This is a genomic window from Algoriphagus sp. (assembly GCF_030694375.1).
Lineage (GTDB): Bacteria > Bacteroidota > Bacteroidia > Cytophagales > Cyclobacteriaceae > Algoriphagus.
This window is the reverse complement of record NZ_JAUXYL010000023.1, coordinates 117,450-142,369: the sequence shown is the minus strand read 5'-3', so window position 1 is coordinate 142,369 and position 24,920 is coordinate 117,450. Positions and strand designations below refer to the sequence as shown.

Genomic DNA, 24,920 nt, shown 5'->3' with positions numbered 1-24,920 from the left:
GACCCAAACTTTCAGCTCGCTTACTTTGTCCTGATCTCACCCGTTTTTTTATCTTTTAGGATCGTTTTTCGATCCCCATTTGGCAGAAGTTCTTCTTTTATTAGCCAATAATTTTCGTCAAAATCTTGGTAAACAGAGGGTTTTGAAAGCCCTCTTTTTCCCCGCCAGACAGGAAGTTGAACAGGTTCCCAAAGTTTAGTTTTTGCAGACTTGTATGCTGCATCCAGAATCGCATTAACCACATACCCGTCATAAAAAGTCTCTCGGGATTGAGTCCCTTTCTCAAAGGCATCAAACATGTCTACAAACATATTGGGATAGCCCAATTCATGGGCTTCGTCCCCGACAGGGAAAAGCCAACCTGATGAAGTTTCGGCCTTTTCTGCCACATAATCTCCTCCATTTCCACTGGAAAACATTTCAAATCCCGTTCGCAAAAAAGAATTGATCCAAATCGTACCTTCAGTACCCATGACCTCATCCCGGAGGTCCATTCCTCCACGGAAAGTCCAGGAAACTTCAAACTGTCCAATGGCTCCATTTTCATATTTGACCAAACCAATGGCATGATCCTCTGCATCGATCGGCTTCACTTGGGTGTCTGCCCAACACATCACTTCGAGGGGCAAGACCTCCTTCCCGATAAAATTTCTGGAAATCTCCACACAGTGACAGCCCAAATCGAGGATTGCTCCTCCCCCGGCTTTCTCGATATCCCAAAACCAATCCGAATGCGGACCGGGATGTGTTTCCCGGGATTTAGCCCAAAGAACACGACCAATCGCACCCGATTCGACACTTTTTACGGATTTCAAAAACTTCGGCGTATAGCAAAGATCTTCCAAATAGCCAGCAAAAATCCCCGCCTCTTCACAAGCCAATGTCATTCGCAGGGCTTCTTCAGCCGTTCTGCCCAACGGCTTGGTACACAATACCGGCTTTTTGTGCTTCACACATAGCATGACAGCGGCTTCATGCACATAATTGGGCAAGGCAATGATGACAATCTCGGAGTCAGGATGAGCCACTGCTTCTTCCATATCCGTGGAAAAATGAGGGACGCTGTAATCAGTGGCAAATCTCCGGGCAGTCTCTTCTCTTCTAGCATAGATGACATGAACGAGATCCTTTCCCCGTCTTCCAATCAATGATTCCGCATAAAAACGTCCGATAAATCCTCCTCCGAGGATGCAGATTTTTACCATGATTGTTGGGTTTATTTAGATTAAACTTTACCTCTTAGACCTGTCAGGTTTTGAAAACCTGACAGGTCTTGATTTATTTTACGTTAAGCGTGATTTCCTTCTCTTTGACCAAAAAGTCAGCGCCGGAAACTTTCTTTTGCCCACTGGCTAAAATTGCTTCATTCCTCACTACCGAAACCGGAGTGATACAGGAACTGTGCTTTTCCCGAAAGGGCTTATTATGCGAAAGGTTATACGCCGAGATCACCGACCAGCGTGCATTTTCAGACAGATTTGCTTCGGAGCGATGGAGAATGTTCGGATGAAAAAACAGGACATCACCCGCCCTGAGTTCGCAATGGATAAGCTCCGAGATTTTCTCCGCTTCATGAACGAAATCCGGATCAGCCCCCTGCTGCTCCCCGATAAATGTATGCTCAAACCGCTGCATTTTATGCGTGCCTTTCAGCACCTGAAGGCAGCCATTCTCCTTATTGGCATCAGTCAATGCCAGCATCACTGAAATCATCGCCTCAGGAAAAAGGAATCCATTTTTATACCAATAGCCGTAATCCTGATGCCATTCCCAAGCACCGCCGACCTTGGGTTGTTTTTGCATGATTTTGGAGTGAAAATGGCAGACCTCCCCGGGGCCCAAGAGCTGCTGAACCGATTTGATCATTCGCTGGCATCGGGACATCAGCCCGAAGGAATCATCACCTGCCGTGAACCATAGCGTCAACTTGGTCTTTTTTCCTTCCTGGTCATTGAGGTCAAAAGAATTTGAAGTCACACTATCATCTGTGGCAACGGAATAGAGCAGTGCTATTTCTTCCCTGGAGAAAAGTTGCGGCAGGATCAAGAACCCATCCCGATGATAGGATTCGATTTGTGCAGGTGAAATCATGTCATTTTGGGTTGATTAAAAACTAAAACCCTCTATTCGAGGAATTTGATTGCTTAATTTGCTCAAAAAATCAGCATTTTAAAAGTCTCTCATCCCAAACTGCCAATGATTCTGAATTGAAGTATGGATTTCCATACAACATTCAAATTGAACACCGTTAGAATCAACTGAACGGAGTTTTTTTGTACTTTGAATTTCAATAGACCTATTCAACAATCCAAAGCTCCAATTATGAAGAATTCTTTACTTCTGATTTTCCTTTTAAGCTCCCAACTTGCTTTTTCCCAATCCGAAAAACAAGTGAACGATGCGGTGCAAAAGCTGAGAATTGCCATGCTGGCCGAAGATGCTGAAACCCTCAAAAAACTGACTTCGGAAAATCTCAGCTACGGTCATTCCAGCGGTGTGATTGAGACTCAGGATGAATTTGTAGCCGTATTTGCCTCCAAAAAATCGGATTACCAAAAATGGGATATCTCCGATCAAACCATCACTTTTCAGGGCAAAAAATTAGCAATAGTCCGACACAATGTACTGGGTGAAATTGCATCCAATGGAAATGTAAACACTCTTAACCTGGGGCTTTTGATGCTTTGGGTGAAAGAAAAGGGAGAGTGGAAACTACTCGCAAGACAGGCATTTAGGGTTCCTCAGAGCTGAAAATGGTTGTTAAACCCGAAATATGCATTAGCAATTTTGATCCTAACCTGTAAATCAGGGTTAAAAAATCACTAGTTCTCAAATGCCGGTTTAACATTATCCCAAAACTCATCCAAGGCGATGATCCGGGGTTTGAGAAAGGAAATAATCTCCGGCCAATAGTACTCTTCCATCACATTGACTCCGGTAATGACTTTTTCGATCTTCGAGACAACTTGACCTACTTCATTTTTGGAATGAAGTTTCCATTCCCAATCTTCACCTATGCTGGTTTTCAGGAGACTTTTTAGCTCCTTGAATTGCTCAAAATACAGCTCCTGAAGCTCCTCGTCTTTATGCCCGAGTTCGATGCCGATTGAGGCGAATTCCTGTTCAGCTTTCATTCTGAAGTACACGTCCTTAACTCCTGTTCTGTAATTAGGCCAGTTGATTCTACGTCCTTGGGCATTAGGGACGGGCTTCATATATTGGCCAAATGTGATCCAGAATTCCGCACGGATTCTGGAAGACTCCGATCGACTATACATTTTGAATTTTAGGCGAAATCTTCAGGGAAACACACGGTCACCGCAGAATACTGAACAATTCCTCCGAGTGCAGGATGATGTTTTTTCAGTGTAAGTCGGACAGATTTCACTTTGGGATAAGCCACTAAAATATCTGAAACAATGCGATGTCCCAAATGCTCCAGAAGCTTCACTTTGACATCCATCCGGGCTTTGATAAGCTGATACAACTTGGCATAATCAACCGTATCCCGAAGGTTATCGTGAAGCATCGCTTCCCGAAAGTCGGTTTCAAGTTCCAAATCAAGCGTAAATCGATTGCCTAAAATTGATTCTTCAGGATAGGCACCATGGTATGCATGAAATTCTATTCCCTCCAGCGCTACTCTTCCCATCAGTCAAATTGATCAAAAAACGACCCGGATGACTTCTTAAGTTCCTCAGGTTTGGGATCTTCAGTTTCATTTTCAGGAACCTCAGGCATGGGGATCTCTTCTTCAATTTCTTCCTGTTCTTCGATCTCTTCATCCTCTGCCACTTCATCTTCGACCTCAGGAAGTATTTCATCTACTACAGATTCACTTTCCTCCTCCACCAAATCTTCCATCGGCTCATCCATGGGAATTTCTCCCTGCTCTTCGAGTTCATGCTGCAAGGCTTCTACTGTTTCGAGGGTATCGTCATCGAGGGTTGCGGTAGACATATCTTCTTCAAATTGCTCCTCAGACTCCGCATTGGCAGGAGGAACGGCTTGAGTAGCCAGAATCCCTATATTTGCCACACTGAAGTGACTGGAACGACTCAGTTCATCAACGGCCCGTTGATATGCTTTACCGTCAATTCGGAAAAAGTGAGCATCCGAAAGATCAATTTGATTCAATGCGTCCTGAGACAGGCGTTTTAGGCTCTTTACCAAAGCTTCGCGCTGATCGAGCAAGCCTTCATAGCTTCTGACCAAGCTCTGCATGCTATCACGGATTTCTTTGATCGTTTCTTTGGCTTTGGCTTCGGCAGCAGAGGTGATAATTCTTGCTTGTTCATCTGCCTGCTTTTGCGCTTTTTGGAAGTATTGATCCGCTTCCTTTGTCACTCGCTCGACGTATTGATTTGCTTCTTTTTTCGTCTTTTCAGCGTAATGATTCGCCTGATCGGTTGATTGTTCGGCAAATTGATTTGCTTCATTAATGATTAATTCAGCAGCTTCATTTGCTTCTGTGATGATACTTGCCCCGGTATCTTCGGCCGTTTTCAAAGTTCGAAAAAGTGAATCTTCCACATCTTTGAGTCTTTTTGCTTCGGATTCTACCTGCTGTAATTTACTTCGCAGATCCAGGTTTTCCTGATTGATCTGCTCCATGATCACACTCATCTCTTCCAGAAACAAGGAAACTTCCTTTTTCTCATAGCCTCTGAAGGCCGTTTCAAATGCTTTTTGCCGAATGGCAGTTGGGGATATCTTCATAGATTTTCAGCTTCAATTTGCCAAATAGAAATGGTACGGTCGTCAGAAATCGAAATGACATGACCAGAATAAGTACTCCAAATCACTTTGTTTATTGAGGTACCATGACCTGCGTTTCGCGCTTTGTCAATGACCTTCATCAGTTTATAATTTTCCGCGTCCCATACTTTGATGGATTTATCCATGGAGCAGGTCACCAGAAACTTTCCGTCTTCTTTGAAAGATAAATAATTAATGGCATACATATGTGCCACGATATTTTCAGAAAGGGTATAATTATCCGAATTCCAAAATTTCATGTGCGCATCTCTTCCTCCTGAGACTAGATTCTCCTCATCCGGTGAATAGCTGAGCGCAAAGACAGAATTGGTGTGGCCTACAAGATTGGCTATTGGCTGGAAATTATTGGCCAAATCCAGAATTTTTATAGAATGGTCACTCAATCCAATAGCCAATTGCCTTTTTACAGGTGCTATTGACATCACCCGGATACTTTTGGAACTCAGCTTGATATGTTTTTTAAAACTTCGCTCTTCGATATCCACCACAATCAGCAACCCATCTCCTGTGCCAACAAAAATCTCGTTTCCAAAAACTTTGATATCAAATATGGCTTGGTCGGTAAGTTTGAGGCTCCATATCTCTTTGTTTTCACTTAAATCGATCACATGAATCCCTTCAAAATTATGCCCTACTATCAGCAAATTTCGCTCACGATCGACTTCTAAGGCATAAATGGAATGGGGCAGTTTGGCAATAAGTTTTCCGTCTTTGGGTAGGTCAAGGTCCCATTCCACCACCATCCCGTCACCGGCTCCGGTATAAAAAAATCTCGGATCACTCCCCTCGGTAAGCGCATAGACGCAATCGTTGTGTCCGGTCAGGGTATGCAATTTATTTACTTGGATTTTTAACATATATTGGACAGTCACTCAGCGGCGCCCTTTTGGCCTATGCAAACAAAAATAGAAAAAATTGATTCTTCATCGGCCCTTGCGGTGAAGATTATCGAAGGGCAGACAAGCCAATCACTAGATTTCTTAAGTTTCCGCGAAAAACTATCCTATGCCAATATCTCTCATCCTGAAAAAAAGAAAGAATGGGCCACTGCCCGATTTGCGATTTATGATGCATTGAAGGCTTTGAAGGTCCCCTATCCCGGCTTTTTCAAAGATGAGCATGGCAAATCTCAATCCATGAATAATCAAGGCTATGTTTCCCTTACCCATACGCCAGGGTATGCCGCAGCAATATTTCACCGTGAGCAACCTGTAGGGATTGATATGGATTTGATTCGGGAAAAAATTCTGAAAATCGGTTTTCGCTTTCTCGATACCTCAGAAGTGGATTTTCTTGAAAAAGATCCGACTCATTATACCATGGCTTGGTCCGCCAAGGAATCCATTTTCAAATGTCAGGGCAAAAGAGGAGTATCTTTTCGTGAAAACATCCTCTTAGAACCTTTTGCAATTGATGCTTTAAAAATCAAAGGAAAAATAAGGGGAACGGACTTTGCAGATCATCATTATACCGTGGAAGTAAGAAGATTGGAAAATGTAATTCTTACTTACACGATTTGGTAAAAAAATTATGGAAAAAACTGCCTTTACTCTTACCCTATTTCTGGCCTTGATTTGGAACGCTTTTTCCCAAAATCTAAGCGAACTATCTACAGTCGATGCTGTCACCGGAAAAACCATGAACCTCGGTTCGATGACAAGTGGCAAAGGATTCGTATTGATATTCCACAGTTTAAACTGCCCTTTTGCGAAATTGTATGAATCACGCATTAAAGCGATCAAAACAACTTTCCAAAACCAGGGGATTGGATTTGCACTAATAAATCCTGAAGTCGGTAATTCGGAAGCTGAACAAAGCCCCCTGCGTAGCTACATCGACCAAAGCGGATTGAATATGTCTTATCTCATAGATGCGGGACAGGCTTGGACCAAAGTGTTTGGCATCACAAAAATCCCCGAGGTGATCGTCCTTACCCCAGGAGCAAACGGCCTGGAAATCGCATACCGCGGGGCTATAGACAATAATCCTCAGTCCGAGTCAGCGGTTAGTGAAAGACACTTGGAGCGTGCCCTAAATCAGATATTGAGAGGTGAGAGTACCACTCCGGCACAGGTAAGAGCTGTGGGATGTAATGTCCGCTCTTATTGATTTTCCAGAATTGCGATCATCTCTTTGACTTCCTCTACTTTATTTACTTCACCTAGCTTTTCAAAAGCGTTTCCCAGATTCCTTAGGGACCGAAGGACGATGTCCAAATGTGCACAAGGCTCAAAGAAGTAATCTTTTGGTTCGATCTTGAGATGCTCCAGGTAATTGTAAATATCCTGCTTACTGAAAGTCAAGCCTTTGTTAAAGGCATTGATGTAAAAGGTGATATCTGCTGATTTATAAATCAGAACAAAAAGATTTGGCAAGTTTACCCCGTAAATCGGCAAGCCGAGTTTTTTGGCAACAAGCAAATACACTGCACAAAGTGTGATGGGATTTCCCTTTTTCGAATCCAAAACAGTGGACAGCATGCTGTTGCCAGGCGAATGAAAATTCTTGGTATTCCCTGAAAATCTGAGGGTATTGAAAAGGACATTATTGATAATCCGGACTTGATCGTAAGGCTGAAGATCGTTTTTGAATGAGGTCCAGACTTCGAAATAGATCTGATGCATTTCCGCATTCAGCTTTTCGTATTCCAAATCCGGGTATTGGTACGTATTGAGAATCCAAAGACCAGTCAACAGGTCCCGGTCTTCGGTATCTCTCCATTCCGCAAATCTGGTTTTCACCAGGGAAAACTGTAAGTCATGCACCAATTCTTCGATCTCCTTTTGAATCTCTGGATTGAAACTTTTCTCCCATTTTTGCTCCAAAAAAGGAATGATTTCAGCACCAAGCGATGTGATTTTGTCTCTGACGAGATTTTTCACTTCCAGATCCGGATCATCCAGTAAAGAAACCAAAGCATCTAATTGGGCAGGAGTCAGTTCACTCATATTTTTTCTTGGCTCATATCAATTTACTAAAATCACGGTCAAAGACAATCACCAAATTTGAATTTCACAAGATGAACTTACTTTGGTTGATGGGTTAGAAGACGGAAGACCGGAGACAGAAGTTGGTCTATTCTCCGGCCTTCGGTCTCCTGTCTTTCCCTCCTCTTGATACTTGAATCTAAATACTTAATACTTCTTTTAGGTCTGAATCACCCCTACGTTAAATCTTTCAGTAATAGGAGAATGATTAGCTGCCTCAATTCCCATACTGATCACTTTACGGGTTTCTCTAGGATCTATGACTCCATCCACCCAAAGTCTCGAGGCTGCATAATAAGGACTCAATTCTTCATTGTATTTAGTCGTGATTTCCTCCAAAAGCTGATTTTCGTCTTCCTGAGAAATAACTTTCCCAGTCTTCTTCAGTGAGGCCACCTTGATCTGTAGTAAAGTCTTGGCAGCTGAGGCCCCAGACATCACAGCCATCTGCGCGGTGGGCCAGGAAAAGATCAAGCGGGGATCATAGGCTTTGCCACACATGGCATAATTGCCTGCCCCGTACGAGTTGCCGAGGATAATGGTGAATTTCGGTACTACCGAATTGGCCATTGCATTAACCATTTTTGCGCCGTCTTTGATGATCCCTCCATGTTCTGCTTTGCTCCCCACCATGAATCCGCTGACATCCTGTAGGAACACCAGAGGAATCTTTCGCTGATTGCAGTTCATGATAAATCGGGCAGCCTTATCCGCGGAATCCGAATAAATTACACCGCCCATTTGCATTTCGCCTTTGGCAGTTTTGACGATTTTTCGCTGATTGGCGATGATTCCCACCGCCCAGCCTCTGATCCTGGCTGTACCGCAAATCAACGTTTTTCCGTAGTCTTGTTTGTATTCATCCAGCTCACCTCCATCTACCAATCCGGAGATAATATCCAGCATATCGTACGGTTTCACCCGTTCCATGGGAAAAATATCGATCAGCTTATCTCCCGAAATACCTGCCTCTTTGGCTTCTATCCGGTCAAATCCAGCTTTCGGGTTTTCGCCCAGGGTGCCAAAAATCTTTCGGATGGCATCCAGACATTCCTGGTCTGTGTCGTATTTATTGTCTGTTACACCTGAGATTTCGCAATGGGTTGTTGCGCCTCCGAGTGTTTCATTATCCACGCTCTCTCCGATGGCAGCTTTCACTAAGTAAGATCCGGCAAGAAAAATAGACCCTGTCTTATCCACGATCATCGCTTCGTCGGACATGATGGGCAGATATGCCCCGCCGGCTACGCAGCTGCCCATAATAGCCGCAATCTGTACAATCCCCATGGCAGACATCTTCGCATTATTTCGGAATTGTCGGCCAAAGTGCTCTTTGTCGGGAAAAATCTCGTTCTGCATCGGAAGGAAGACTCCGGCACTATCGACGAGATAAATGATCGGAAGATGATTTTCCATGGCTATTTCCTGTGCACGAAGATTCTTTTTGGCAGTCATCGGAAACCAAGCACCTGCTTTCACGGTGGCGTCATTGGCCACAATTACACACATTCTCCCGTTTACAAAACCTATCCCACACACCACTCCTGCTGAAGGACATCCTCCCTCCTCTTCGTACATTCCATCAGCGGCAAATGTCCCGATTTCCAAAAATTCAGAGCCGGTATCTATCAGATAATCAATCCGTTCTCTCGCTGTTAATTTACCTTTTTGATGCTCGGAATCGATTCGCTTTTGTCCACCGCCGAGCTGTACCTGAACTGTTTTAGTGGCAAGTTTTTCAAGCAAATCATGAATAGTCGGTTGAGTTTTATCCATGTTGGAATTCATCAGTTTTTTGGGTTTATAAATTCTAAAACTCCCAAGAAGCCGTGGAAGTTCTGCAGGCAAGATACAGAAAAGCCCTTTTCCGTATGAAAAAGGGCCTGAATGCTTTTGGGTAAGACTGAATATTAATTTCCTTCGATCTGCTCTTTATAAGCTTTGATCGAACGGTATATAGCTGAAGCCATGTATTCTTTGCCGGCTTGGCTCATGAGAAACTTTTCCTCTTCGGTATTAGACAAAAATCCAAGTTCTACCAGCACGCTCGGCATAGAAGGGGTCCAAAGTACGTAGAAAGGACCTTGCTTGACACCCCTGCTTTTTCTTCCAACACGATCTCTAAACTGGGTTTCAATGTGATCCGCTAGCGTGATGCTGTTACCGATGTAGGCTTTTTGAGTTAGGTTGAAAAGCATGTATGACTCGGGAGATGTAGGATCAAACCCTTCATATTCTTCAGCGTAATTCTCTTCCAGTAGGATTACGGAGTTTTCTCTTTTTACAATGTCAAAATTGGCCTCGAAGTGCTTCGTGCCCATCACGAAGGTCTCTGTACCAAAAGCAGACTTGTTTGGGGCGGAGTTGGAATGAATCGAAACAAAAAGATCTGCCTTATTTATATTGGCAATATTAGGTCGCTGTTTGAGGGTCGGAAAGCTGTCGTCATCCCGTGTATAGATCACTTCTACATCCGGCATATTTTCTTTAAGATATTTGCCAACTAGCAGTGTCACAGCAAGGTTGATATCCTTTTCTCGAACCTTGGAGCCAATGTTTCCGGGGTCACTTCCTCCATGACCAGCATCTAATACGATTTTTTTCATCCGAAATGCAGGCATCATCGTTTCATTGGGGATAAATCCTCCAAAGAAAAAGGGAATCGCAATAAGAAAACTTAAGATAATTTTTTTGTTATTGAACCGTTCCATGAGGGCAATCGAGTTAACTTTACGCAAAATTTCTAACAAATTAAACAAAGCGCAAGCAGCAGTGTCGGGTTTCAGAATCCTTTTTTTTCTTCTTTCTTTGCTTTGGATCCTCCCGCAATTCGCTTTGGCGCAGCGACCAACCCAGCCTCCTCGAGAGAAATTCTTGGTTGCTCCTGACACCTTGGTGCCTCCTGCACGCAACCTTCCACTTGCTGATACCCTTGCCGCAAGGCAAGACACTTTGATAAATCTTGACTCGGCAAAAATGATGCCCACAAGCGATATTAAAACAGATATTCTCTATTTCGCTGAGGACAGTATCATTACAGACTTTTTAGAAAATAAGGTTTACCTCTACAAAAATGCATGGTTTGAATATGGTGAAATGAAACTGGAGGCAGATCGAATTGTCATCGATTGGAAAAACTCTGAACTTTACGCTTCCGGTGTTACAGACAGTCTGGGCGCAGTATCGGGAAATCCATTTTTTAAAGACAAGGGGACCGTCTATGAGATCCGAAAGGAAATGCGCTACAACTTCAAATCCCAAAAAGCCATCATCAAAGACGTTGTCACCGAACAGCAAGACGGAGTCCTGCGCGGGGAAACGATCAAAAAAACCGCCGACGGAAGCATCTACCTGGATCATGGTTATTACACCACCTGTAAACTCACCAAGCCACACTGGCATATTTCTTCTTCAAAAATCAAATCCATCCAAGGAAAACAGGTGGTTTCCGGACCATTTAACCTGTATTTCAACGGAATACCCACTCCACTTGGGTTACCCTTTGGCTTAATTCCTGACACGCCTGAAGAGAAAGCGTCCGGCGTGATTTTTCCTTCTTATGGCAAGGAGCAATTGCGGGGTATCTTTCTTAGGGATCTTGGTTATTATTTTGCCATCAATGATTACATCCATGCCCGGCTCACAGGTGACATTTATTCCAAAGGGGGCTGGGGAGCTAAATCTCAAGCCGTTTATACCAAACGATACCGGTACAGTGGGGGATTTAATGTGGACTTTCAGAAGTTTGTCAGTCCGGAGACGGAGCTAAACCCCGTTGATTACAATACCTTTCGCGTACAGTGGAATCACTCGCCTATCACAAGAGGTACAGGTAAATTTTCAGCCTCCGTCAATGCCGGTTCCACCAGCTACTTCAACAACATAGTAAGCCAGAATAATTTTGCCAACAATGTAACGGCTGACCTAAATTCGAATATTTCCTATTCCAAAACGTTTTCCGGCACGCCGTTTTCGATGTCTGCCAACCTTCGCCATTCACAAAGTGTGCAGTCCGGGGAAGTTAGACTCGATCTGCCAACCGTGGCTGTAAATATGAATCGGCAGAGCCCATTCAAAAACCTGAAATTCGAGCCGCTGAAAACCTTGAATATTGCCTGGAATTTTAACATGCAAAACACCATCTCCAACCGTGTTCAGCAGGAACTTGGAGTCAATAATCCCGATTTCAGAACAACCCCTCAGGTAATCCCATTCAACCTCGATAATTTTGGTTTACTTTTGAAAAATGCCACTAACGGCGCCAGAAACACCATTCCGCTTTCTTCCAATTTTACTCTTTTTAATTATTTCACCGGAACAGCATCTATAAACTACGATGAACTCTGGTACCTACAACGAATCAATTACTACTACAATCCTACCGAAGAGCGGGTTGACCGAATTATTGAAGATGGCTTTAATCGTGTTGGCTTTTACAACACTTCCTTTGCGGTGAACACCAACTTTTACGGTTTTTATAACTTCAAGCCCAGCAGTAAAGTCCAAACCATCCGGCATCATATTGCTCCAACTTTTGCATTTAATTACACCCCGGATTTTTCCGATCCTTCATTCGGCTATTATCAGGAAGTACAGATTGATCAAAGTGGAAGAACCCAACGGTTTTCAAGGCAACAAGGCTTCGCTTTTGGTGGCGCACCCCTCGGGGAGTCCCGCGCATTGAGTTTGGGAATCCGAAATGTACTGGAAGCAAAAATTCTGGATTCAAAAGACAGCACCTCCGAAAAGGCTACCAAGAAAATCCCGCTTTTAGAGTCTTTCAATATCAATACAGCCTACAATTTCGCCGCTGATTCCTTTCAGCTGGCTCCCTTCCAGATTTCGGCTCGGACTAGCTTTTTTGAACGCAAGCTTTCCGTCAACTTGACCAGCAACATTGATCCCTATGCAGTACAAACAATAACTCAGGAAAACGGAACCAATTCCTTCAGGAGTATCAATCAGTTTGCTTGGAAAAACGGACAGGGTATCGGAATGATCCGAAACGCCTCACTCAACATGAATGCGTCATTGAACCCTCGAAACGGAAAATCTCCGGGAGAGGTGCGGGATGACTTGACCCAGAATTTTATTCAGCGAGGTGGTGTATTGGATGAATTTGCGGAAAATGAAATCAACCGGATCGTTTCAGATCCCAGCCAATACATTGATTGGGAAATCCCATGGAATTTGACCGTTGGCTATAATCTTGCCTATTCCAGACAGATCAACAATAATAAAAACATTACACAAACCTTGAATTTGAGCGGAGATTTGTCCATTTCTGAAAAGTGGAAGTTCAATTTCAATACCGGTTACGACGTTCAGGCTGCCGCCATCACCCAAACCATGATCGGGATTGCACGGGACCTTCACTGTTGGCAGATGAATGTCAATTGGGTTCCTTTTGGTCGATTTACTTCCTACAACATCGATATCCGGGTCAAATCAAGCATTCTTCAGGACCTGAAGGTATCGAGAAGAAGATCCTTCTTTGATTTTTAGAAGAAGGAAAAGTTAGGAGGATTGGATGTAGGGAAGTTGGGAGGTTAGGAAATATGGGGTCGGTGAATTTTGAAGGGTTGATGTTTTTCTGTTTGGTATTGTCCTATTTTTCTGAATTTAAACCCGTGCACGGCTTAGAGGCATGGTCATGCAGCGCGGACCGCCCAGACCACGGCTGAGTTCCGAACTGGGAATCTCCAATACCTCCACTCCCATGTTTCGCAAAGCGCGATTGGTATGGATATTCCGATTATACGAGATCACACGCCGAGGTCCTATCGCAAAAACATTGGCGCCGTCAAACCACTGTTCACGCATGGAATAATCTGGATTCCCATCGGCAGTGTGAAGCACTTCCAAATGCGGAATTTCTCGCGCCAAAACTGTCAACAATGATTCCTTTAGCACTTCCCGCTTGATGGTCACTTTTTCTCCATTATTCTCTTTTAGGGTGTAAAGAGAGGTTTGCAAAACAGCATTTAAAGCATCCGGATAAGTCAACACCAAGTTTTCATCCAAAATCGTGAAAACCGTATCCAAGTGCATGTACTGACGTTTTTGAGGCAGATGAACTTCATATACCCGCTTCACTGAACCTTCGGCTAAGAGTGCCTTTGCGGTATGATATATCGCCTTTTCGTCTGTCCGCTCGGAATTGCCGATTGCCACTGCTTCGTGCGAAAGAATAATCACATCCCCCCCTTCTATGCTTGGCGGAGAATCATGCCCATTGACTGGATAGAGTTTGTTCACATGATCCTTAAAATTAGGATGATTTTCGAAAACCGTCCGAAGCAAGTCCGCCTCACGCTGTCTGCCTTCCATTTTCATGGAGGAAAAAATGATCCCGCCGGGAGTAAGCGCCATTGGATCCCGCTGGAAATACAAATTGGGACAAGGTGGAATTGCAAAAGCATAGTCTAAGAGTTCTCCTGGATTCAACTTGGGGATTTTCCGCTTGAGTTCATGGATTTTCAGACCGGCAGTCAATATACCTGCACACTCCGCTGTGGAGTAGCGCTCCAAAATATCCTCGGCCATATGAGCAAGCCCCGACCGATTGAGCGATTCCCGCATCAGGCGAAGCAGAATGTCTTTGTCATAAAGGACCCGGATCAGTAATTCTCGCAACTGATATACTTGAGCACCGGTCGACTCCTTGATCAGATTGGAAAAGGTATCATGTTCCTTCTGAAGTGCTTCCAGATAAGGCACATCCTCAAAGAGCAAAAAGTCTTTATTATATGGGGTCAATCGGTCAATTTCTTTTCCCGGTCTGTGCATCAGGACTGATCTGAGCGTTCCAAATTCTGAATTTATCCGAAGATTCATGATTTCTATATTTTCAACAAAAATGTATTTTATCTACAATATCAAAAATTAATATCTATTTTATTTATGGTTTATTTAAAATTTCAAACTTTTATTTAAACAATCAACTTATCGATTAATCCTGGTTCCACAAAAATTTAAACTTATTCCAATCTGAAAAAAAAACAAAATTCCTTAATTCTCAATTTACTCAATCCTATGGCACGGTTATTTCGTTCCTTAAGGACATCACCGAAAAATAAATCTATGTTTTCTTTAAAAAAGCTTTCAATCGGCATTTTACTCACCGCCGTTTTTTTACTCCCAGCTTGTAGTTCAGCACAAATCTCGGATATCCTCAAACAAGTGTCAACCAATCCAAGTACGGCTGAAATTTCCTCAGGGATCAAAGAAGCACTCGAAAAAGGCACAGGAATCAGTGCAGAGCGACTTTCACTTGAAAATGGCTATTTGGGAAATCTAGACGTTAAGATTTTATTTCCTGAAGAGGCGAAAAATGTAGAAAGCACCCTTCGATCTTTGGGTCTTGGCTCGATGTGTGACCAGGTGATCACCAGCCTGAACAGAGCAGCAGAGGATGCAGCAATTGCTGCCAAACCAATCTTTACGGATGCGATCAAGCAGATGAGCTTTCAGGATGTTCAGCAGATCCTTCTTGGTGAAAAAAATGCCGCTACGGTGTATTTCAAAGGAAATACGACTACTTCCCTTTCACAGAAATTCTCCCCAATTATCGACACTAGCTTGAAGAAAGTCGATGCAACCAAATATTGGAGTGATGTCATGACACGCTACAACAAGGTGCCCTTTGTGAAAAAAGTGGATACCGACTTGACTGCCTATGTTACTCAAAAGGCAATTGATGGCTTGTTTGTGGAAATCGCCAAAGAAGAATTGAAAATCCGTGAAAATATCACTGCCCGAACCAGCCCATTGCTTCAAAAAGTCTTTGGCTATGCTGAACGAGAAAAGAGTGGGAAGTAGGGAGTTGTGATAAATGGGGTTGGAAGTTTGGAGGCATGGGAGTTGGGAAAACAAGTTTTTCCCGTTTCTCACATGTAAGTGCTCCACTCACATGTATTGAGAATTTGGAGAAGTATTAAAAAAACCGTGAGTGGGGACACGCACGGAGGCGGAAAAAACAAAAAAAACCGGAATCACTCCCGGTTTTTGTTTTTTTAAGTAAGCTTGAATTGAAAGATCTAGACCAAATCAACCGTCAGCATATCTCCTTCTTTGGTCACTTTCGCCACCCCTTTTTGAGAAAGTCCTTTCATGGACACATCCCACTTTTTACCGCTCAGTCCGGATTGTGCTTTTAAGTCAGAAAGGGCTACCGGATGGTTTTTGCTGAGGAGATCAAAAATGATTTTCTCATCCTCAGTCATTTCTACGGCCTTTTTCTCCGGTCTCATCTGAGGGAAGAAAAGCACTTCCTGAATAGTGGTCTTATTGGTCAAAAGCATTGTCAATCGGTCAATACCGATTCCCAAGCCTGAGGTCGGAGGCATACCATATTCCAATGCACGAAGGAAATCCTCATCCATTACCATGGCTTCGTCGTCACCTCTTGCTGCCAGTTTCAACTGCTCCTCAAATCGCTCGCGCTGATCGATCGGATCGTTCAGCTCAGTATAGGCATTTGCGATTTCTTTACCATTGACAAAAAGTTCGAATCGCTCCACCAAGCCCGGCTTGCTGCGGTGCTTTTTCGCCAAAGGCGTCATCTCAATCGGATAATCAGTGATGTAGGTTGGCTGAATCAGGTTGGCTTCCACTTTGGCTCCGAAGATCTCATCGATCAGCTTGCCTCGACCCATGGAGTTATCCACTTGAATCCCCAAGTCCACGCATACTTGACGGATACCCGCTTCATCCAATTCGGTGACGTCAACACCCGCATATTCCTTGATGGAATCATACATGCTCAGCCTTCTGTAAGGACCTGCAAAATCAATCGACCGGTCGCCGACTTTGACCACGGTCTTCCCATGGATGGACTCGGTTACTTTTTCAAGCAACTGCTCCACCATTTCCATCATCCAAATGTAGTCCTTATAAGCCACATAGATCTCCATGGAGGTGAATTCCGGATTGTGAGTGCGGTCCATTCCTTCGTTTCGGAACATTTTACCAAACTCATACACGCCTTCAAAACCACCAACAATCAATCGTTTCAGATACAATTCATTAGCGATTCTTAAGAAAAGCGGCATGTCCAATGTATTGTGATGCGTCGAGAACGGTCTCGCTGCCGCGCCGCCATGAACTGCTTGTAGAATCGGTGTCTCCACTTCCAACCACCCGTGATCGTCGAAGTATCGACGCATGTTGGAGATGATTTTGGAGCGGGTAATGAAAGTTTGCTTGATCTCAGGATTGACTGTCAAATCCACATAGCGCTGTCTGTATCTGAGTTCGGGATCAGTAAATCCGTCATAGACATTTCCTTCTTCGTCCCGCTTCACCACCGGAAGTGGTTTCACTGACTTGGATAGTATTTTCAACTCGGTAACATGGAGTGAGATTTCACCGGTTTGGGTGGTGAAAATATAGCCTTTCACTCCAATGAAATCGCCTAATCCAAGTAGCTTTTTGAAAACCGTATTGTATAAAGTCTTATCCTCGTCCGGACAGATATCATCACGGCGAACGTAGATCTGAAGAATTCCCGTTGAATCCTGAATCTCGGCAAAAGAGGCCGAGCCCATGATTCGACGGCTCATTAAACGACCCGCAATTGTGATGTCTTTATAATCCGTCTTTCTATTTTCGTAGTTTCTATGGATGTCCTCTGCAGTGACATTGATGGGGAAGGATTCAGCCGGATAAGGATTGATCCCGAGGGCCATTAACTCTTCCCGATCTTTTCTGCGCTCGAGTTCCTGTTCGCTAAGAAGTTGCATTTTCTATATTTGATATTTGAAATTCTCTTTTTGTCGGGTGTCCGATGACCGATGATTGGACCCAAAAACCTTCTACCACTCACTTTTCACTATTTACTCTTTACCACTAAGTCTTCGACTCCGCTCAGCCTGACACCACTGCAAACTGCCTACCGCCTACTGATTACTGTCTACTGATAACTGCCTACTGATCACTGCGACTTCCTACTTCAACCCCTTTCTCCGCTTCAATTCCCGCTTGATCAACTCAAACTCTCTACTGCTTTGACCTGCAATGGAGGTGTTTTCCGAGGCCCGACGAGTCAGGTATGGCATTACTTTTTCTACAGGACCGTATGGCACATACTTAACCACTCGATAGCCTCCCTTCGCTAAATTGAAAGAAATGTTATCACTCATTCCATAAAGCTGAGAAAAGAAAACCCGATCCGAATTAGGATCAATTCCATGAAGGTTCATCAGTTCGGTAAGCTCCAAGTTACTTTTTTCATTATGCGTAGCACAGACCAGGGAAATCCCATTTTCCACACAAAACTTAATGGCGGCATCGTAATCCCTATCGCTGGCTTCTTTATTCGGTTGAATTGGGTCAGGATAGCCCATTTCTGATGCACGCTCGCGCTCTTTTTCCATATAGGCTCCGCGCACCGGCTTTGCACCAAGCAAATATCCTTTAGTGGCGGCAAGTTCAGCGGTCTTTTTCAGGCGATCCAAGGAGTCGTGGCGGTACATCTGATAGGTATTGTAGACCACACAACGCTCTCTGTTATATTTTTCCATGGCTTCATAGGCCAAGTCATCAATTACATTTTGGAACCAACTTTCCTCTGCATCCACCAGGATTTTCAACCCCAAATCATGGGCAGCTTTGCAAAGTCGATCCACTCTGCCTTTCATTCGGTTAAGCGCTACTTGCTCTTCACCGGTAAGCGGTTCACCGTTTTGGATTTTAATCATCAAATGATAATCCCCCAAACCAGTCGTCTTAAAAACCCCAAAGGGCATGTAATCCGTCTTGGAGGATTCAACCAAAGTCTGATAAATCTCATCAGCGGTAGCATCAAAACTCGCCTCATCTCCTTTACCCTCTACCGACAAATCCAAAATGGAATGAACTCCAAATTTGGCAAGGTGCTTACAGGCTTTTACACTCTCGGCGATGGTTTCTCCACCGCAAAAATGACCAAACATGGTTTTTTTCATGATTCCTTTGACAGGAAGCTTGAGCTTGAAAGCTAGGTTTGCCAGGCCAATACCCAAGTCTGAGATCAGATTATTGTTGAGTGTGGCAAAGATCAGGTACATTTTCCTGAGTTCTGTGGTACTTTTAGAAGCAAAGGCTACTTCCAGATTTTCAAAAGAGATTTTGGGTATGACAGGCATATCACTCAAATAAGGTGGCAAAGATATCAAAAAAACCTCTCCAATAGGGCTTTTGTTCGGGTATTTGAACTGTAGAATAGTCATAATGAATTGAATGATTTATCAAAGAATCTGTACAGTCTATATAAAGATGTGACCTCGAACTCCAGAAAATTATTCATGAAAAACACTCCATCGAAAACTCAAAACCAATTTTCCTTTCACTAAACCATCAAGGATGGAATGGAAAGAAATTGAAAATTATTTTTACAATAGATTATTTATTTTTTTGACTCGAAAAAGAAACAAAATACTGTTTAGCCTAAAAATCATCGCTCATTTAGAGAAAAATCAAAGAAAACGACCAAGATTTACTTAAAACCCAACTAAAGGGCGAAAAAATAATTTTGTTTTTAAATTTGAGCCTTTTACTTTTGAAACATGTTAATCACAGCAGCGATCTATTTTACCTTCTTTTACTTTTACTTTCGAAGCCAAAATCGAATCGGAGCCGTGTATATGCTAGCCAAAAACTAAAAGAAAATAAAACACACAAAAGCCCGATTCGAAAGAGTCGGGCTTTTTTCATTTAAACCGATCAAATCTATGAAGCCGCACAAACAAATTAAAGACTGGGGAATGGGATTAACCGCCCCACTGATCATCGCAGGTCCTTGCTCTGCCGAAACTCCGGAACAAATCGAGCAAATCTGTAAAGAGATGAAGGAAGCCAATGTGGTTCCTCAGCTTTTCCGTGCAGGAATTTGGAAACCAAGAACCAGACCGGGGTCATTTGAAGGTGTCGGTGAGGAAGGTTTGAAGTGGATGGAAATTGTCCGCCACCACCTGAATATTCCCATCACTGTTGAAGTAGGTAATGCTTCACACGCCGAACTGGCACTTAAGCACAAAGTTGATGTGCTCTGGATTGGTGCCAGAACAACGGTCAATCCTTTTGCAGTCCAGGAGATTGCCGAAGTACTTCGTGGTGTAGACATTCCTGTGATGATCAAAAACCCCATGAATCCGGATCTGGAACTTTGGATGGGCGCATTAGAAAGAATGTATGCAGTCGGCATCGATAAACTTGCAGCCATTCACCGTGGGTTCTCAGATGCATACGATAAGCGTTATAGAAATAAGCCAAACTGGTCTATGCCCATTCACCTGAAGCGTGAGTGGACCGGAATGGAAGTAATCAATGACCCTTCTCACATTGTTGGAAAAAGAGATGGACTGCTAGAAGTGGCGCAGAGTGCAATGAACTTTGGTCTGGATGGTCTGATGATCGAGACCCACCATGATCCTGACAAAGCATGGTCAGATGCCAAACAGCAAGTGACTCCGGCAAGATTGAAAGAAATGATCAGCTCCATTGACTTCAAAACGCCGCTGGAAAATATGAAGCCGGATGAAAAGCTTCAAGATCTTCGTCGTGCTGTCGATCACATGGATGATCAATTGTTGGACATTCTTCAGGAAAGATTTGCTGTCATCGATCAAATCGGAGCGCATAAGCGTGAGCATCATTTGACTGTTTTTCAGTCCGATCGCTGGAAAGATGTGATGGAAAGTCGCACCAGAAAAGGTGTCGCAAAACACCTGAGTGAAAAATTCATGAAAGAGTTGCTGTATTGCATTCATGAGGAATCTGTTAAGCGCCAGGAAAAACAATTGCGCGAGGCTGAGCCAATTAAAAAATAAATCTGCTCTCAAACAAGGAAGGCGGCCTCTCTTAGAGACTGCTTTCCTTACCTTTAGAATTCCAACAAATCAGGTCAAACCGTGGATTCCATCATTTTCACTGCTGAAGCAAAACAAGCGCTTTCAAGAGTTTTAACTCAATTGTCCTTTTCAAAATTGGCTGTCTTAACTGATGAAAATACTCAATCACTGTGTTTGCCAATCGTGAGTTCAATCTTGCCTGAAGACACAATTTTCATCAGTGTTCGGTCGGGCGAAATTCAAAAAAACCTTGAAACCTGTACTGAAATTTGGTCTCAAATGACCGATGCTGCACTGGACAGAAAAGCCTTGATGCTAAACCTAGGTGGTGGTGTGATCACGGATATGGGAGGGTTTTGCGCCAGCTTATACAAGCGCGGAATTCGCTTTTTAAATATGCCGACTACCCTGCTTTCACAAGTGGATGCAAGTGTCGGTGGTAAACTGGGGGTGGACTTCAACGGGCTCAAAAACCACTTGGGAGTATTCAATGAACCAGAAACGGTCATCATTGCCCCTGAATTTTTGAAGACTTTACCCCTAGCAGAACTTCGATCCGGTTATGCTGAAATTTTGAAGCACGGACTGATTCGGGATAAGTCTTATTTCAACAAACTGAAATCAACTAATTGGGAATCCCAAGATTGGGAAAATCTGATCATTCATTCCGTAGGAATCAAAAAAGCCGTAGTGGAAGCTGATCCAAAAGAAGCAGGTTTGCGAAAAATCCTGAATTTCGGGCACACCATCGGGCATGCCTTCGAATCCTACTTTTTGGACACCAAAAATCATCTTTTGCACGGAGAGGCCATTGCCTTGGGAATGATCTGCGAAGGATTTCTTTCATTTGAAAAAATCGGATTTAGTTTCGAGGAACTTGATCAATTGACGAAAACAATGATTCAGATCTATGGGAAGGTCGAATTTTCAGTAAATGAGCTAAATCCAATTCTGGATCTTTGCCTGCAAGACAAGAAAAACGAAGGAAGCTCCTTGCTTTTTTCGCTCCTAAATTCGATCGGTGATTGCGCCTACAATATCCCCGTCAATCGGGATGAAATCAGGGAAGCAATCATCTATTATCATAATCTTTAAACGGCCTGAGCCTTGACTACTCAAACCATGACTATCCTTCGCCTAAACCAAAAAAGCGAATTTACCCCTTCCAGAATCCCGCTCCCATCCTCCAAAAGTGAATCCAATCGCGCATTGGTGATCGATGCACTGACCGAAGGTGAAAATAAACTGACTAATCTGGCCGAAGCTCGCGACACGCAGACGATGATTGGATTGCTGGCTAAAAATCCGCCAGTTTTTGATGTACTGGATGCAGGTACGACGATGCGGTTTTTGACAGCATTTGCGGCGGTTACCAATCAGAAAAAAGTCATGACCGGAACCGCGCGGATGTGCGAGCGGCCGATTGGAATTCTAGTAGATGCCCTGCGTACTGTTGGTGCAGAAATCCACTATTTAAACATCGAAGGTTATCCTCCATTGGCAATCCATGGACTTCCCGAACAAAAATCGGATAAAGTCAAAATTCGCGGGGACGTATCCAGTCAATATATTTCAGCCATGCTGATGATCGCCCCTATTTTGCCCCAAGGATTGGAAATCGAGTTGGAAGGAAAAGTAGGAAGTCGGACTTACATTGAAATGACCCTCGAGCTGATGACCCAATTCGGGATCAAGTACACTTGGGAAGAAAACAGAATAAAGGTTCCTCACCAAGCCTATCAGCCCACAACTTATGCAGTCGAAAGTGACTGGTCAGGCGCGAGCTATTGGTTTAGCTTATTGGCCTGTGCAGATTCAGGAGCGCTTTTTTTGGAAGGATTGAAAGAAAACAGCCTGCAGGGAGACTCCAAGATCGTCGAGATCATGGATCATCTCGGAATCAAAAGCACGTTTGAAAAAGGCGGCGTTTTACTCAAGAAACAAGCAGTGAAAGGATTGAAAAAATGGGATTTTACCCATTGTCCTGATCTTGCCCAGACGGTTGCAGTGACTTGTGCAATTCTTGGTCAGAATGCAATTTTCACAGGTTTGGAAAGTTTGAAAATCAAGGAGACTGACCGAATCTTTGCCTTACAGCAGGAACTGGCCAAGTTCAATGCGGATTTGAAAGAAATCGAACCGGAAGTTTACCAAGTGATTCCATCTGTCACAATGCCTCGCAAAGTTCAGATTCACACCTACGACGATCACCGAATGGCGATGGCTTTTATGCCACTTTTGACCAAAACAGCAGTATTGATTGAAGATCCTGAAGTAGTCAACAAATCTTATCCAAGTTTCTGGAAGCATTGCGAATTGCTGGCCATTTCCATGGAAAAACATATTGAGTCATGAGCTTGAAAATAGCTATTCAGGGCGTCCCGGGTTCTTTTCATCATCAGGTTGCCTTAATTAATTTCGGTCCTGAAGCTCAGATTCTGGCATTCAATACCTTTGAGCCCGTTGCCAAAAGTGTCGCCTTAGGCGAAGCTGATTTTGGCGTGATGGCCATCGAAAATTCCATTGCCGGAGCCATACTCCCCAATTATGATCTGATTGACCGCTACGAATTGAGTATCCGGGATGAGTTTTATCTGCCGATTTCGCATCAGTTTATGGCCCTGCCCGGTCAAAAAATCGCGGATATTCGGGAAGTCCGCTCACACCCCATGGCACTTTTGCAATGCAAAACTTTTTTGGCCCAGAATCCTCATATTCAACAGTTTGATGATGTGGATACTGCTTCAGTAGCCAAACGAATTGCGGAAGAAAAGCTGAGCGGTATCGCAGCCATTGCCAGTGAAATCGCAGCTGAAATATATGGGTTGGAAATATTGGCCAGAGACATCCAAACGATAAAAGACAATTTCACCCGTTTTATCATTTTACAAAAAGAAAGTGGCACTTCTGAAACAATCCCGGACAAAGCATCTTTCAAAGTAACCATCCGAAATCAAAAAGGCGGCTTGGCTAAATTATTGACTATGATCGCTGAAAAAGGGCTCGATTTGAGCAAAATACAATCTATCCCAGTGATCGAAAAACCCTGGGAATATGCCTTTTTTATCGATGCAGAATTTAAAGATTACCTACAATTCAAAGAAGCAATGCAACTGATTAAACAGGATTTTGGAGGAGTGAAAATTTTCGGAGAATATCTAGGCAGAAAGGCATGAAGGGATTTTCAGATCGAGTAGAAACAGTTCAGGAATACTATTTTTCAGCCAAACTGAGAGAGGTTAATCAATTAATAGCTGAAGGGAAACCGGTGATCAATTTGGGGATTGGAAGCCCCGATTTGGCTCCGGACCGAATGGTCATTGATGCGCTGAAAAGTACTGTCGAACATCCGAGGGCTCATGGTTACCAAAATTATCAGGGGATCCCTGAACTACGGATTGCCATGGCGGAGTTTTACGCCAGAGAATATCGAGTTACATTAAATCCCTCCAAGGAAATTCTTCCCCTGATGGGATCAAAAGAAGGCATTATGCATCTCAGCATGGCCTTTCTCAATCCCGGTGATCAGGTCCTGATCCCTGATCCAGGTTACCCAACCTATACCTCTGTGACCAAATTGCTCGGTGCAGAACCGCTTTTTTACAGTTTGGACTTGGCGAAAAAAGGAAAACCAAACCTTGAAGCGCTTGAAAAACTGGACCTCAGCCGTGTCAAAATCATGTGGATCAATTATCCCCACATGCCCACCGGAGCGACAGGAAGTCAAGAAATTTTACGGGAATTGGTGGCATTTGCAGAAAAGCATGACATCGTTCTCCTTCATGACAATCCATACAGTCACATTCTTAATCCGGAACCGCTAAGTATTTTGGCCATTCCCGGAGCCGAGAAAGTGGCATTGGAACTGAACTCCCTCAGCAAAACTTTCAATATGCCCGGCTGGAGAATCGGCATGCTTTGCGGAAGGGCAGACTGGATCGAAGCTGTCCTCAAAATCAAATCAAACATGGATTCGGGAATGTTTCTCGGCCTTCAAAAAGGTGCTGTTGCCGCCTTGAGCTTGGGAAAAAACTGGTTTTCTGATCTCGACGAACAGTATCAAAACCGAAGAAAACTGGATTGGAAAATGGCTGATCTTTTAAATTTGACCTATTCTAAAGACACAAGTGGATTGTTTGTCTGGTGCAAAGTGCCGGAAGGGAAATCTGCCGATGAGCTGGTGGACTACCTGCTTTACGAAAAAAATATCTTCATCACACCGGGAAGAGTCTTTGGACCTGCAGGCGAAGGATACGTTCGAATTTCGCTTTGCATGCCTGAATTCAAAATACTGGAAGCTATCAATCGCATAAAATCATAACGA

The 24,920-nt window shown here is 43.6% G+C and carries 22 protein-coding genes; 10 read left to right on the top strand and 12 right to left on the bottom strand.

Translation table 11 applies throughout. The annotated features are described in order from the left end of the window. Nucleotides 1-20 precede the first annotated feature (20 nt). Entirely contained in the window at nucleotides 21-1,205 is a 1,185-nt protein-coding gene (locus Q8M62_RS08410; RefSeq protein WP_304900627.1) for a Gfo/Idh/MocA family protein, read from the bottom strand. A 73-nt stretch (nucleotides 1,206-1,278) separates the two neighbouring features. After that, nucleotides 1,279-2,091 carry a phytanoyl-CoA dioxygenase family protein gene (locus Q8M62_RS08405; RefSeq protein ID WP_304900628.1) on the bottom strand — a complete coding sequence of 271 codons (813 nt, stop codon included), beginning with the start codon at nucleotides 2,089-2,091 and terminating at the stop codon, nucleotides 1,279-1,281. Nucleotides 2,092-2,322: 231 nt separating this feature from the next. On the opposite strand from Q8M62_RS08405, the gene Q8M62_RS08400 reads away from it, so the two are divergent. Beyond that, nucleotides 2,323-2,751 (top strand): nuclear transport factor 2 family protein, encoded by a 429-nt coding sequence (locus Q8M62_RS08400; RefSeq protein WP_304900629.1) that lies wholly within the window; start codon nucleotides 2,323-2,325, stop codon nucleotides 2,749-2,751. A 71-nt stretch (nucleotides 2,752-2,822) separates the two neighbouring features. Here Q8M62_RS08400 and Q8M62_RS08395 read toward each other — a convergent pair whose 3' ends face one another. From Q8M62_RS08395 to Q8M62_RS08380, 4 genes are read right to left on the bottom strand one after another with little or no spacing between them, the layout of a single operon-like run. After that, nucleotides 2,823-3,278: a DUF4268 domain-containing protein gene (locus tag Q8M62_RS08395; RefSeq protein WP_092733966.1), complete on the bottom strand. Its 456-nt coding sequence runs from the start codon at nucleotides 3,276-3,278 to the stop codon at nucleotides 2,823-2,825. An 8-nt stretch (nucleotides 3,279-3,286) separates the two neighbouring features. After that, the gene (gene folB, locus Q8M62_RS08390; protein ID WP_092733963.1) at nucleotides 3,287-3,652 is read right to left on the bottom strand and encodes a dihydroneopterin aldolase; all 366 of its coding nucleotides are present in this window, start codon (nucleotides 3,650-3,652) and stop codon (nucleotides 3,287-3,289) included. Beyond that, nucleotides 3,652-4,719, bottom strand: coding sequence for a DivIVA domain-containing protein (locus Q8M62_RS08385; RefSeq protein ID WP_304900630.1), 1,068 nt, complete (start codon nucleotides 4,717-4,719; stop codon nucleotides 3,652-3,654). Before Q8M62_RS08385 ends, folB begins: the two co-directional genes overlap by 1 nt. Beyond that, on the bottom strand, nucleotides 4,716-5,636 hold the full coding sequence (locus tag Q8M62_RS08380) for a WD40 repeat domain-containing protein (RefSeq protein ID WP_304900631.1): 921 nt from the start codon (nucleotides 5,634-5,636) through the stop codon (nucleotides 4,716-4,718). The genes Q8M62_RS08385 and Q8M62_RS08380 overlap by 4 nt, the downstream gene beginning before the upstream one ends. 36 nt (nucleotides 5,637-5,672) lie before the next feature. On the opposite strand from Q8M62_RS08380, the gene Q8M62_RS08375 reads away from it, so the two are divergent. Together Q8M62_RS08375 and Q8M62_RS08370 are read left to right on the top strand one after the other, a co-directional pair. Next, nucleotides 5,673-6,302, top strand: coding sequence for a 4'-phosphopantetheinyl transferase superfamily protein (locus tag Q8M62_RS08375; RefSeq protein ID WP_304900632.1), 630 nt, complete (start codon nucleotides 5,673-5,675; stop codon nucleotides 6,300-6,302). Between the two features lie 7 nt (nucleotides 6,303-6,309). Beyond that, nucleotides 6,310-6,888: a redoxin domain-containing protein gene (locus Q8M62_RS08370; RefSeq protein WP_304900633.1), complete on the top strand. Its 579-nt coding sequence runs from the start codon at nucleotides 6,310-6,312 to the stop codon at nucleotides 6,886-6,888. On the opposite strand, the gene Q8M62_RS08365 is transcribed toward Q8M62_RS08370, so the two are convergent. The 3 genes from Q8M62_RS08365 to Q8M62_RS08355 form a co-directional block, all read right to left on the bottom strand. Beyond that, nucleotides 6,882-7,727: a transglutaminase-like domain-containing protein gene (locus Q8M62_RS08365; RefSeq protein ID WP_092733951.1), complete on the bottom strand. Its 846-nt coding sequence runs from the start codon at nucleotides 7,725-7,727 to the stop codon at nucleotides 6,882-6,884. The two genes, Q8M62_RS08370 and Q8M62_RS08365, sit on opposite strands and share 7 nt — an antisense overlap. 198 nt (nucleotides 7,728-7,925) lie before the next feature. Then, entirely contained in the window at nucleotides 7,926-9,542 is a 1,617-nt protein-coding gene (locus tag Q8M62_RS08360; RefSeq protein ID WP_370690553.1) for an acyl-CoA carboxylase subunit beta, read from the bottom strand. A gap of 134 nt (nucleotides 9,543-9,676) precedes the next feature. Next, nucleotides 9,677-10,477 carry an N-acetylmuramoyl-L-alanine amidase gene (locus tag Q8M62_RS08355; RefSeq protein WP_304900635.1) on the bottom strand — a complete coding sequence of 267 codons (801 nt, stop codon included), beginning with the start codon at nucleotides 10,475-10,477 and terminating at the stop codon, nucleotides 9,677-9,679. Here Q8M62_RS08355 and Q8M62_RS08350 point away from each other — a divergent pair. Next, nucleotides 10,476-13,271, top strand: a complete 2,796-nt coding sequence (locus Q8M62_RS08350) for a putative LPS assembly protein LptD (RefSeq protein ID WP_370690549.1) — start codon at nucleotides 10,476-10,478, stop codon at nucleotides 13,269-13,271. The genes Q8M62_RS08355 and Q8M62_RS08350 overlap by 2 nt on opposite strands. A gap of 117 nt (nucleotides 13,272-13,388) precedes the next feature. On the opposite strand, the gene Q8M62_RS08345 is transcribed toward Q8M62_RS08350, so the two are convergent. Then, nucleotides 13,389-14,603 carry an arginine deiminase family protein gene (locus tag Q8M62_RS08345; protein WP_304900636.1) on the bottom strand — a complete coding sequence of 405 codons (1,215 nt, stop codon included), beginning with the start codon at nucleotides 14,601-14,603 and terminating at the stop codon, nucleotides 13,389-13,391. 246 nt (nucleotides 14,604-14,849) lie between these two features. Here Q8M62_RS08345 and Q8M62_RS08340 point away from each other — a divergent pair, with 246 nt between their 5' ends. Beyond that, entirely contained in the window at nucleotides 14,850-15,587 is a 738-nt protein-coding gene (locus Q8M62_RS08340) for a DUF4197 domain-containing protein (protein ID WP_304900637.1), read from the top strand. 218 nt (nucleotides 15,588-15,805) lie between these two features. Here Q8M62_RS08340 and lysS read toward each other — a convergent pair whose 3' ends face one another. Together lysS and Q8M62_RS08330 are read right to left on the bottom strand one after the other, a co-directional pair. Continuing rightward, the gene (gene lysS, locus Q8M62_RS08335) at nucleotides 15,806-17,509 is read right to left on the bottom strand and encodes a lysine--tRNA ligase (RefSeq protein WP_304900638.1); all 1,704 of its coding nucleotides are present in this window, start codon (nucleotides 17,507-17,509) and stop codon (nucleotides 15,806-15,808) included. Between the two features lie 204 nt (nucleotides 17,510-17,713). After that, a complete protein-coding gene (locus Q8M62_RS08330; RefSeq protein WP_304900721.1) occupies nucleotides 17,714-18,892 on the bottom strand; it encodes a proline dehydrogenase family protein in 1,179 nt (392 codons plus the stop codon). Nucleotides 18,893-19,477: 585 nt separating this feature from the next. Between Q8M62_RS08330 and Q8M62_RS08325 the strand changes: the two genes are divergently transcribed. The 5 genes from Q8M62_RS08325 (at nucleotide 19,478) to Q8M62_RS08305 (ending at nucleotide 24,917) form a co-directional block, all read left to right on the top strand. After that, entirely contained in the window at nucleotides 19,478-20,575 is a 1,098-nt protein-coding gene (locus Q8M62_RS08325; RefSeq protein ID WP_304900639.1) for a chorismate mutase, read from the top strand. A gap of 81 nt (nucleotides 20,576-20,656) precedes the next feature. Next, entirely contained in the window at nucleotides 20,657-21,691 is a 1,035-nt protein-coding gene (aroB, locus tag Q8M62_RS08320; protein WP_304900640.1) for a 3-dehydroquinate synthase, read from the top strand. A 27-nt stretch (nucleotides 21,692-21,718) separates the two neighbouring features. Next, a complete protein-coding gene (locus Q8M62_RS08315) occupies nucleotides 21,719-22,951 on the top strand; it encodes a 3-phosphoshikimate 1-carboxyvinyltransferase (RefSeq protein WP_304900641.1) in 1,233 nt (410 codons plus the stop codon). Beyond that, on the top strand, nucleotides 22,948-23,772 hold the full coding sequence (locus Q8M62_RS08310; protein ID WP_304900642.1) for a prephenate dehydratase: 825 nt from the start codon (nucleotides 22,948-22,950) through the stop codon (nucleotides 23,770-23,772). The genes Q8M62_RS08315 and Q8M62_RS08310 overlap by 4 nt, the downstream gene beginning before the upstream one ends. Then, a complete protein-coding gene (locus Q8M62_RS08305; RefSeq protein WP_304900643.1) occupies nucleotides 23,769-24,917 on the top strand; it encodes a pyridoxal phosphate-dependent aminotransferase in 1,149 nt (382 codons plus the stop codon). The genes Q8M62_RS08310 and Q8M62_RS08305 overlap by 4 nt, the downstream gene beginning before the upstream one ends. Nucleotides 24,918-24,920 lie beyond the last annotated feature (3 nt).

Excerpts from the sequence above, each read along its gene's own strand:
- Q8M62_RS08410 (WP_304900627.1), bottom strand. The coding sequence starts at position 1,205 with ATGGTAAAAATCTGCATCCTCGGAGGAGGATTTATCGGACGTTTTTAT.
- Q8M62_RS08405 (WP_304900628.1), bottom strand. The coding sequence starts at position 2,091 with ATGATTTCACCTGCACAAATCGAATCCTATCATCGGGATGGGTTCTTG.
- Q8M62_RS08400 (WP_304900629.1), top strand. The coding sequence starts at position 2,323 with ATGAAGAATTCTTTACTTCTGATTTTCCTTTTAAGCTCCCAACTTGCT.
- Q8M62_RS08395 (WP_092733966.1), bottom strand. The coding sequence starts at position 3,278 with ATGTATAGTCGATCGGAGTCTTCCAGAATCCGTGCGGAATTCTGGATC.
- folB (WP_092733963.1), bottom strand. The coding sequence starts at position 3,652 with ATGGGAAGAGTAGCGCTGGAGGGAATAGAATTTCATGCATACCATGGT.
- Q8M62_RS08385 (WP_304900630.1), bottom strand. The coding sequence starts at position 4,719 with ATGAAGATATCCCCAACTGCCATTCGGCAAAAAGCATTTGAAACGGCC.
- Q8M62_RS08380 (WP_304900631.1), bottom strand. The coding sequence starts at position 5,636 with ATGTTAAAAATCCAAGTAAATAAATTGCATACCCTGACCGGACACAAC.
- Q8M62_RS08375 (WP_304900632.1), top strand. The coding sequence starts at position 5,673 with ATGCAAACAAAAATAGAAAAAATTGATTCTTCATCGGCCCTTGCGGTG.
- Q8M62_RS08370 (WP_304900633.1), top strand. The coding sequence starts at position 6,310 with ATGGAAAAAACTGCCTTTACTCTTACCCTATTTCTGGCCTTGATTTGG.
- Q8M62_RS08365 (WP_092733951.1), bottom strand. The coding sequence starts at position 7,727 with ATGAGTGAACTGACTCCTGCCCAATTAGATGCTTTGGTTTCTTTACTG.
- Q8M62_RS08360 (WP_370690553.1), bottom strand. The coding sequence starts at position 9,542 with ATGGATAAAACTCAACCGACTATTCATGATTTGCTTGAAAAACTTGCC.
- Q8M62_RS08350 (WP_370690549.1), top strand. The coding sequence starts at position 10,476 with ATGAGGGCAATCGAGTTAACTTTACGCAAAATTTCTAACAAATTAAAC.
- Q8M62_RS08355 (WP_304900635.1), bottom strand. The coding sequence starts at position 10,477 with ATGGAACGGTTCAATAACAAAAAAATTATCTTAAGTTTTCTTATTGCG.
- Q8M62_RS08345 (WP_304900636.1), bottom strand. The coding sequence starts at position 14,603 with ATGAATCTTCGGATAAATTCAGAATTTGGAACGCTCAGATCAGTCCTG.
- Q8M62_RS08340 (WP_304900637.1), top strand. The coding sequence starts at position 14,850 with ATGTTTTCTTTAAAAAAGCTTTCAATCGGCATTTTACTCACCGCCGTT.
- lysS (WP_304900638.1), bottom strand. The coding sequence starts at position 17,509 with ATGCAACTTCTTAGCGAACAGGAACTCGAGCGCAGAAAAGATCGGGAA.
- Q8M62_RS08330 (WP_304900721.1), bottom strand. The coding sequence starts at position 18,892 with ATGCCTGTCATACCCAAAATCTCTTTTGAAAATCTGGAAGTAGCCTTT.
- Q8M62_RS08325 (WP_304900639.1), top strand. The coding sequence starts at position 19,478 with ATGAAGCCGCACAAACAAATTAAAGACTGGGGAATGGGATTAACCGCC.
- Q8M62_RS08315 (WP_304900641.1), top strand. The coding sequence starts at position 21,719 with ATGACTATCCTTCGCCTAAACCAAAAAAGCGAATTTACCCCTTCCAGA.
- Q8M62_RS08310 (WP_304900642.1), top strand. The coding sequence starts at position 22,948 with ATGAGCTTGAAAATAGCTATTCAGGGCGTCCCGGGTTCTTTTCATCAT.
- Q8M62_RS08305 (WP_304900643.1), top strand. The coding sequence starts at position 23,769 with ATGAAGGGATTTTCAGATCGAGTAGAAACAGTTCAGGAATACTATTTT.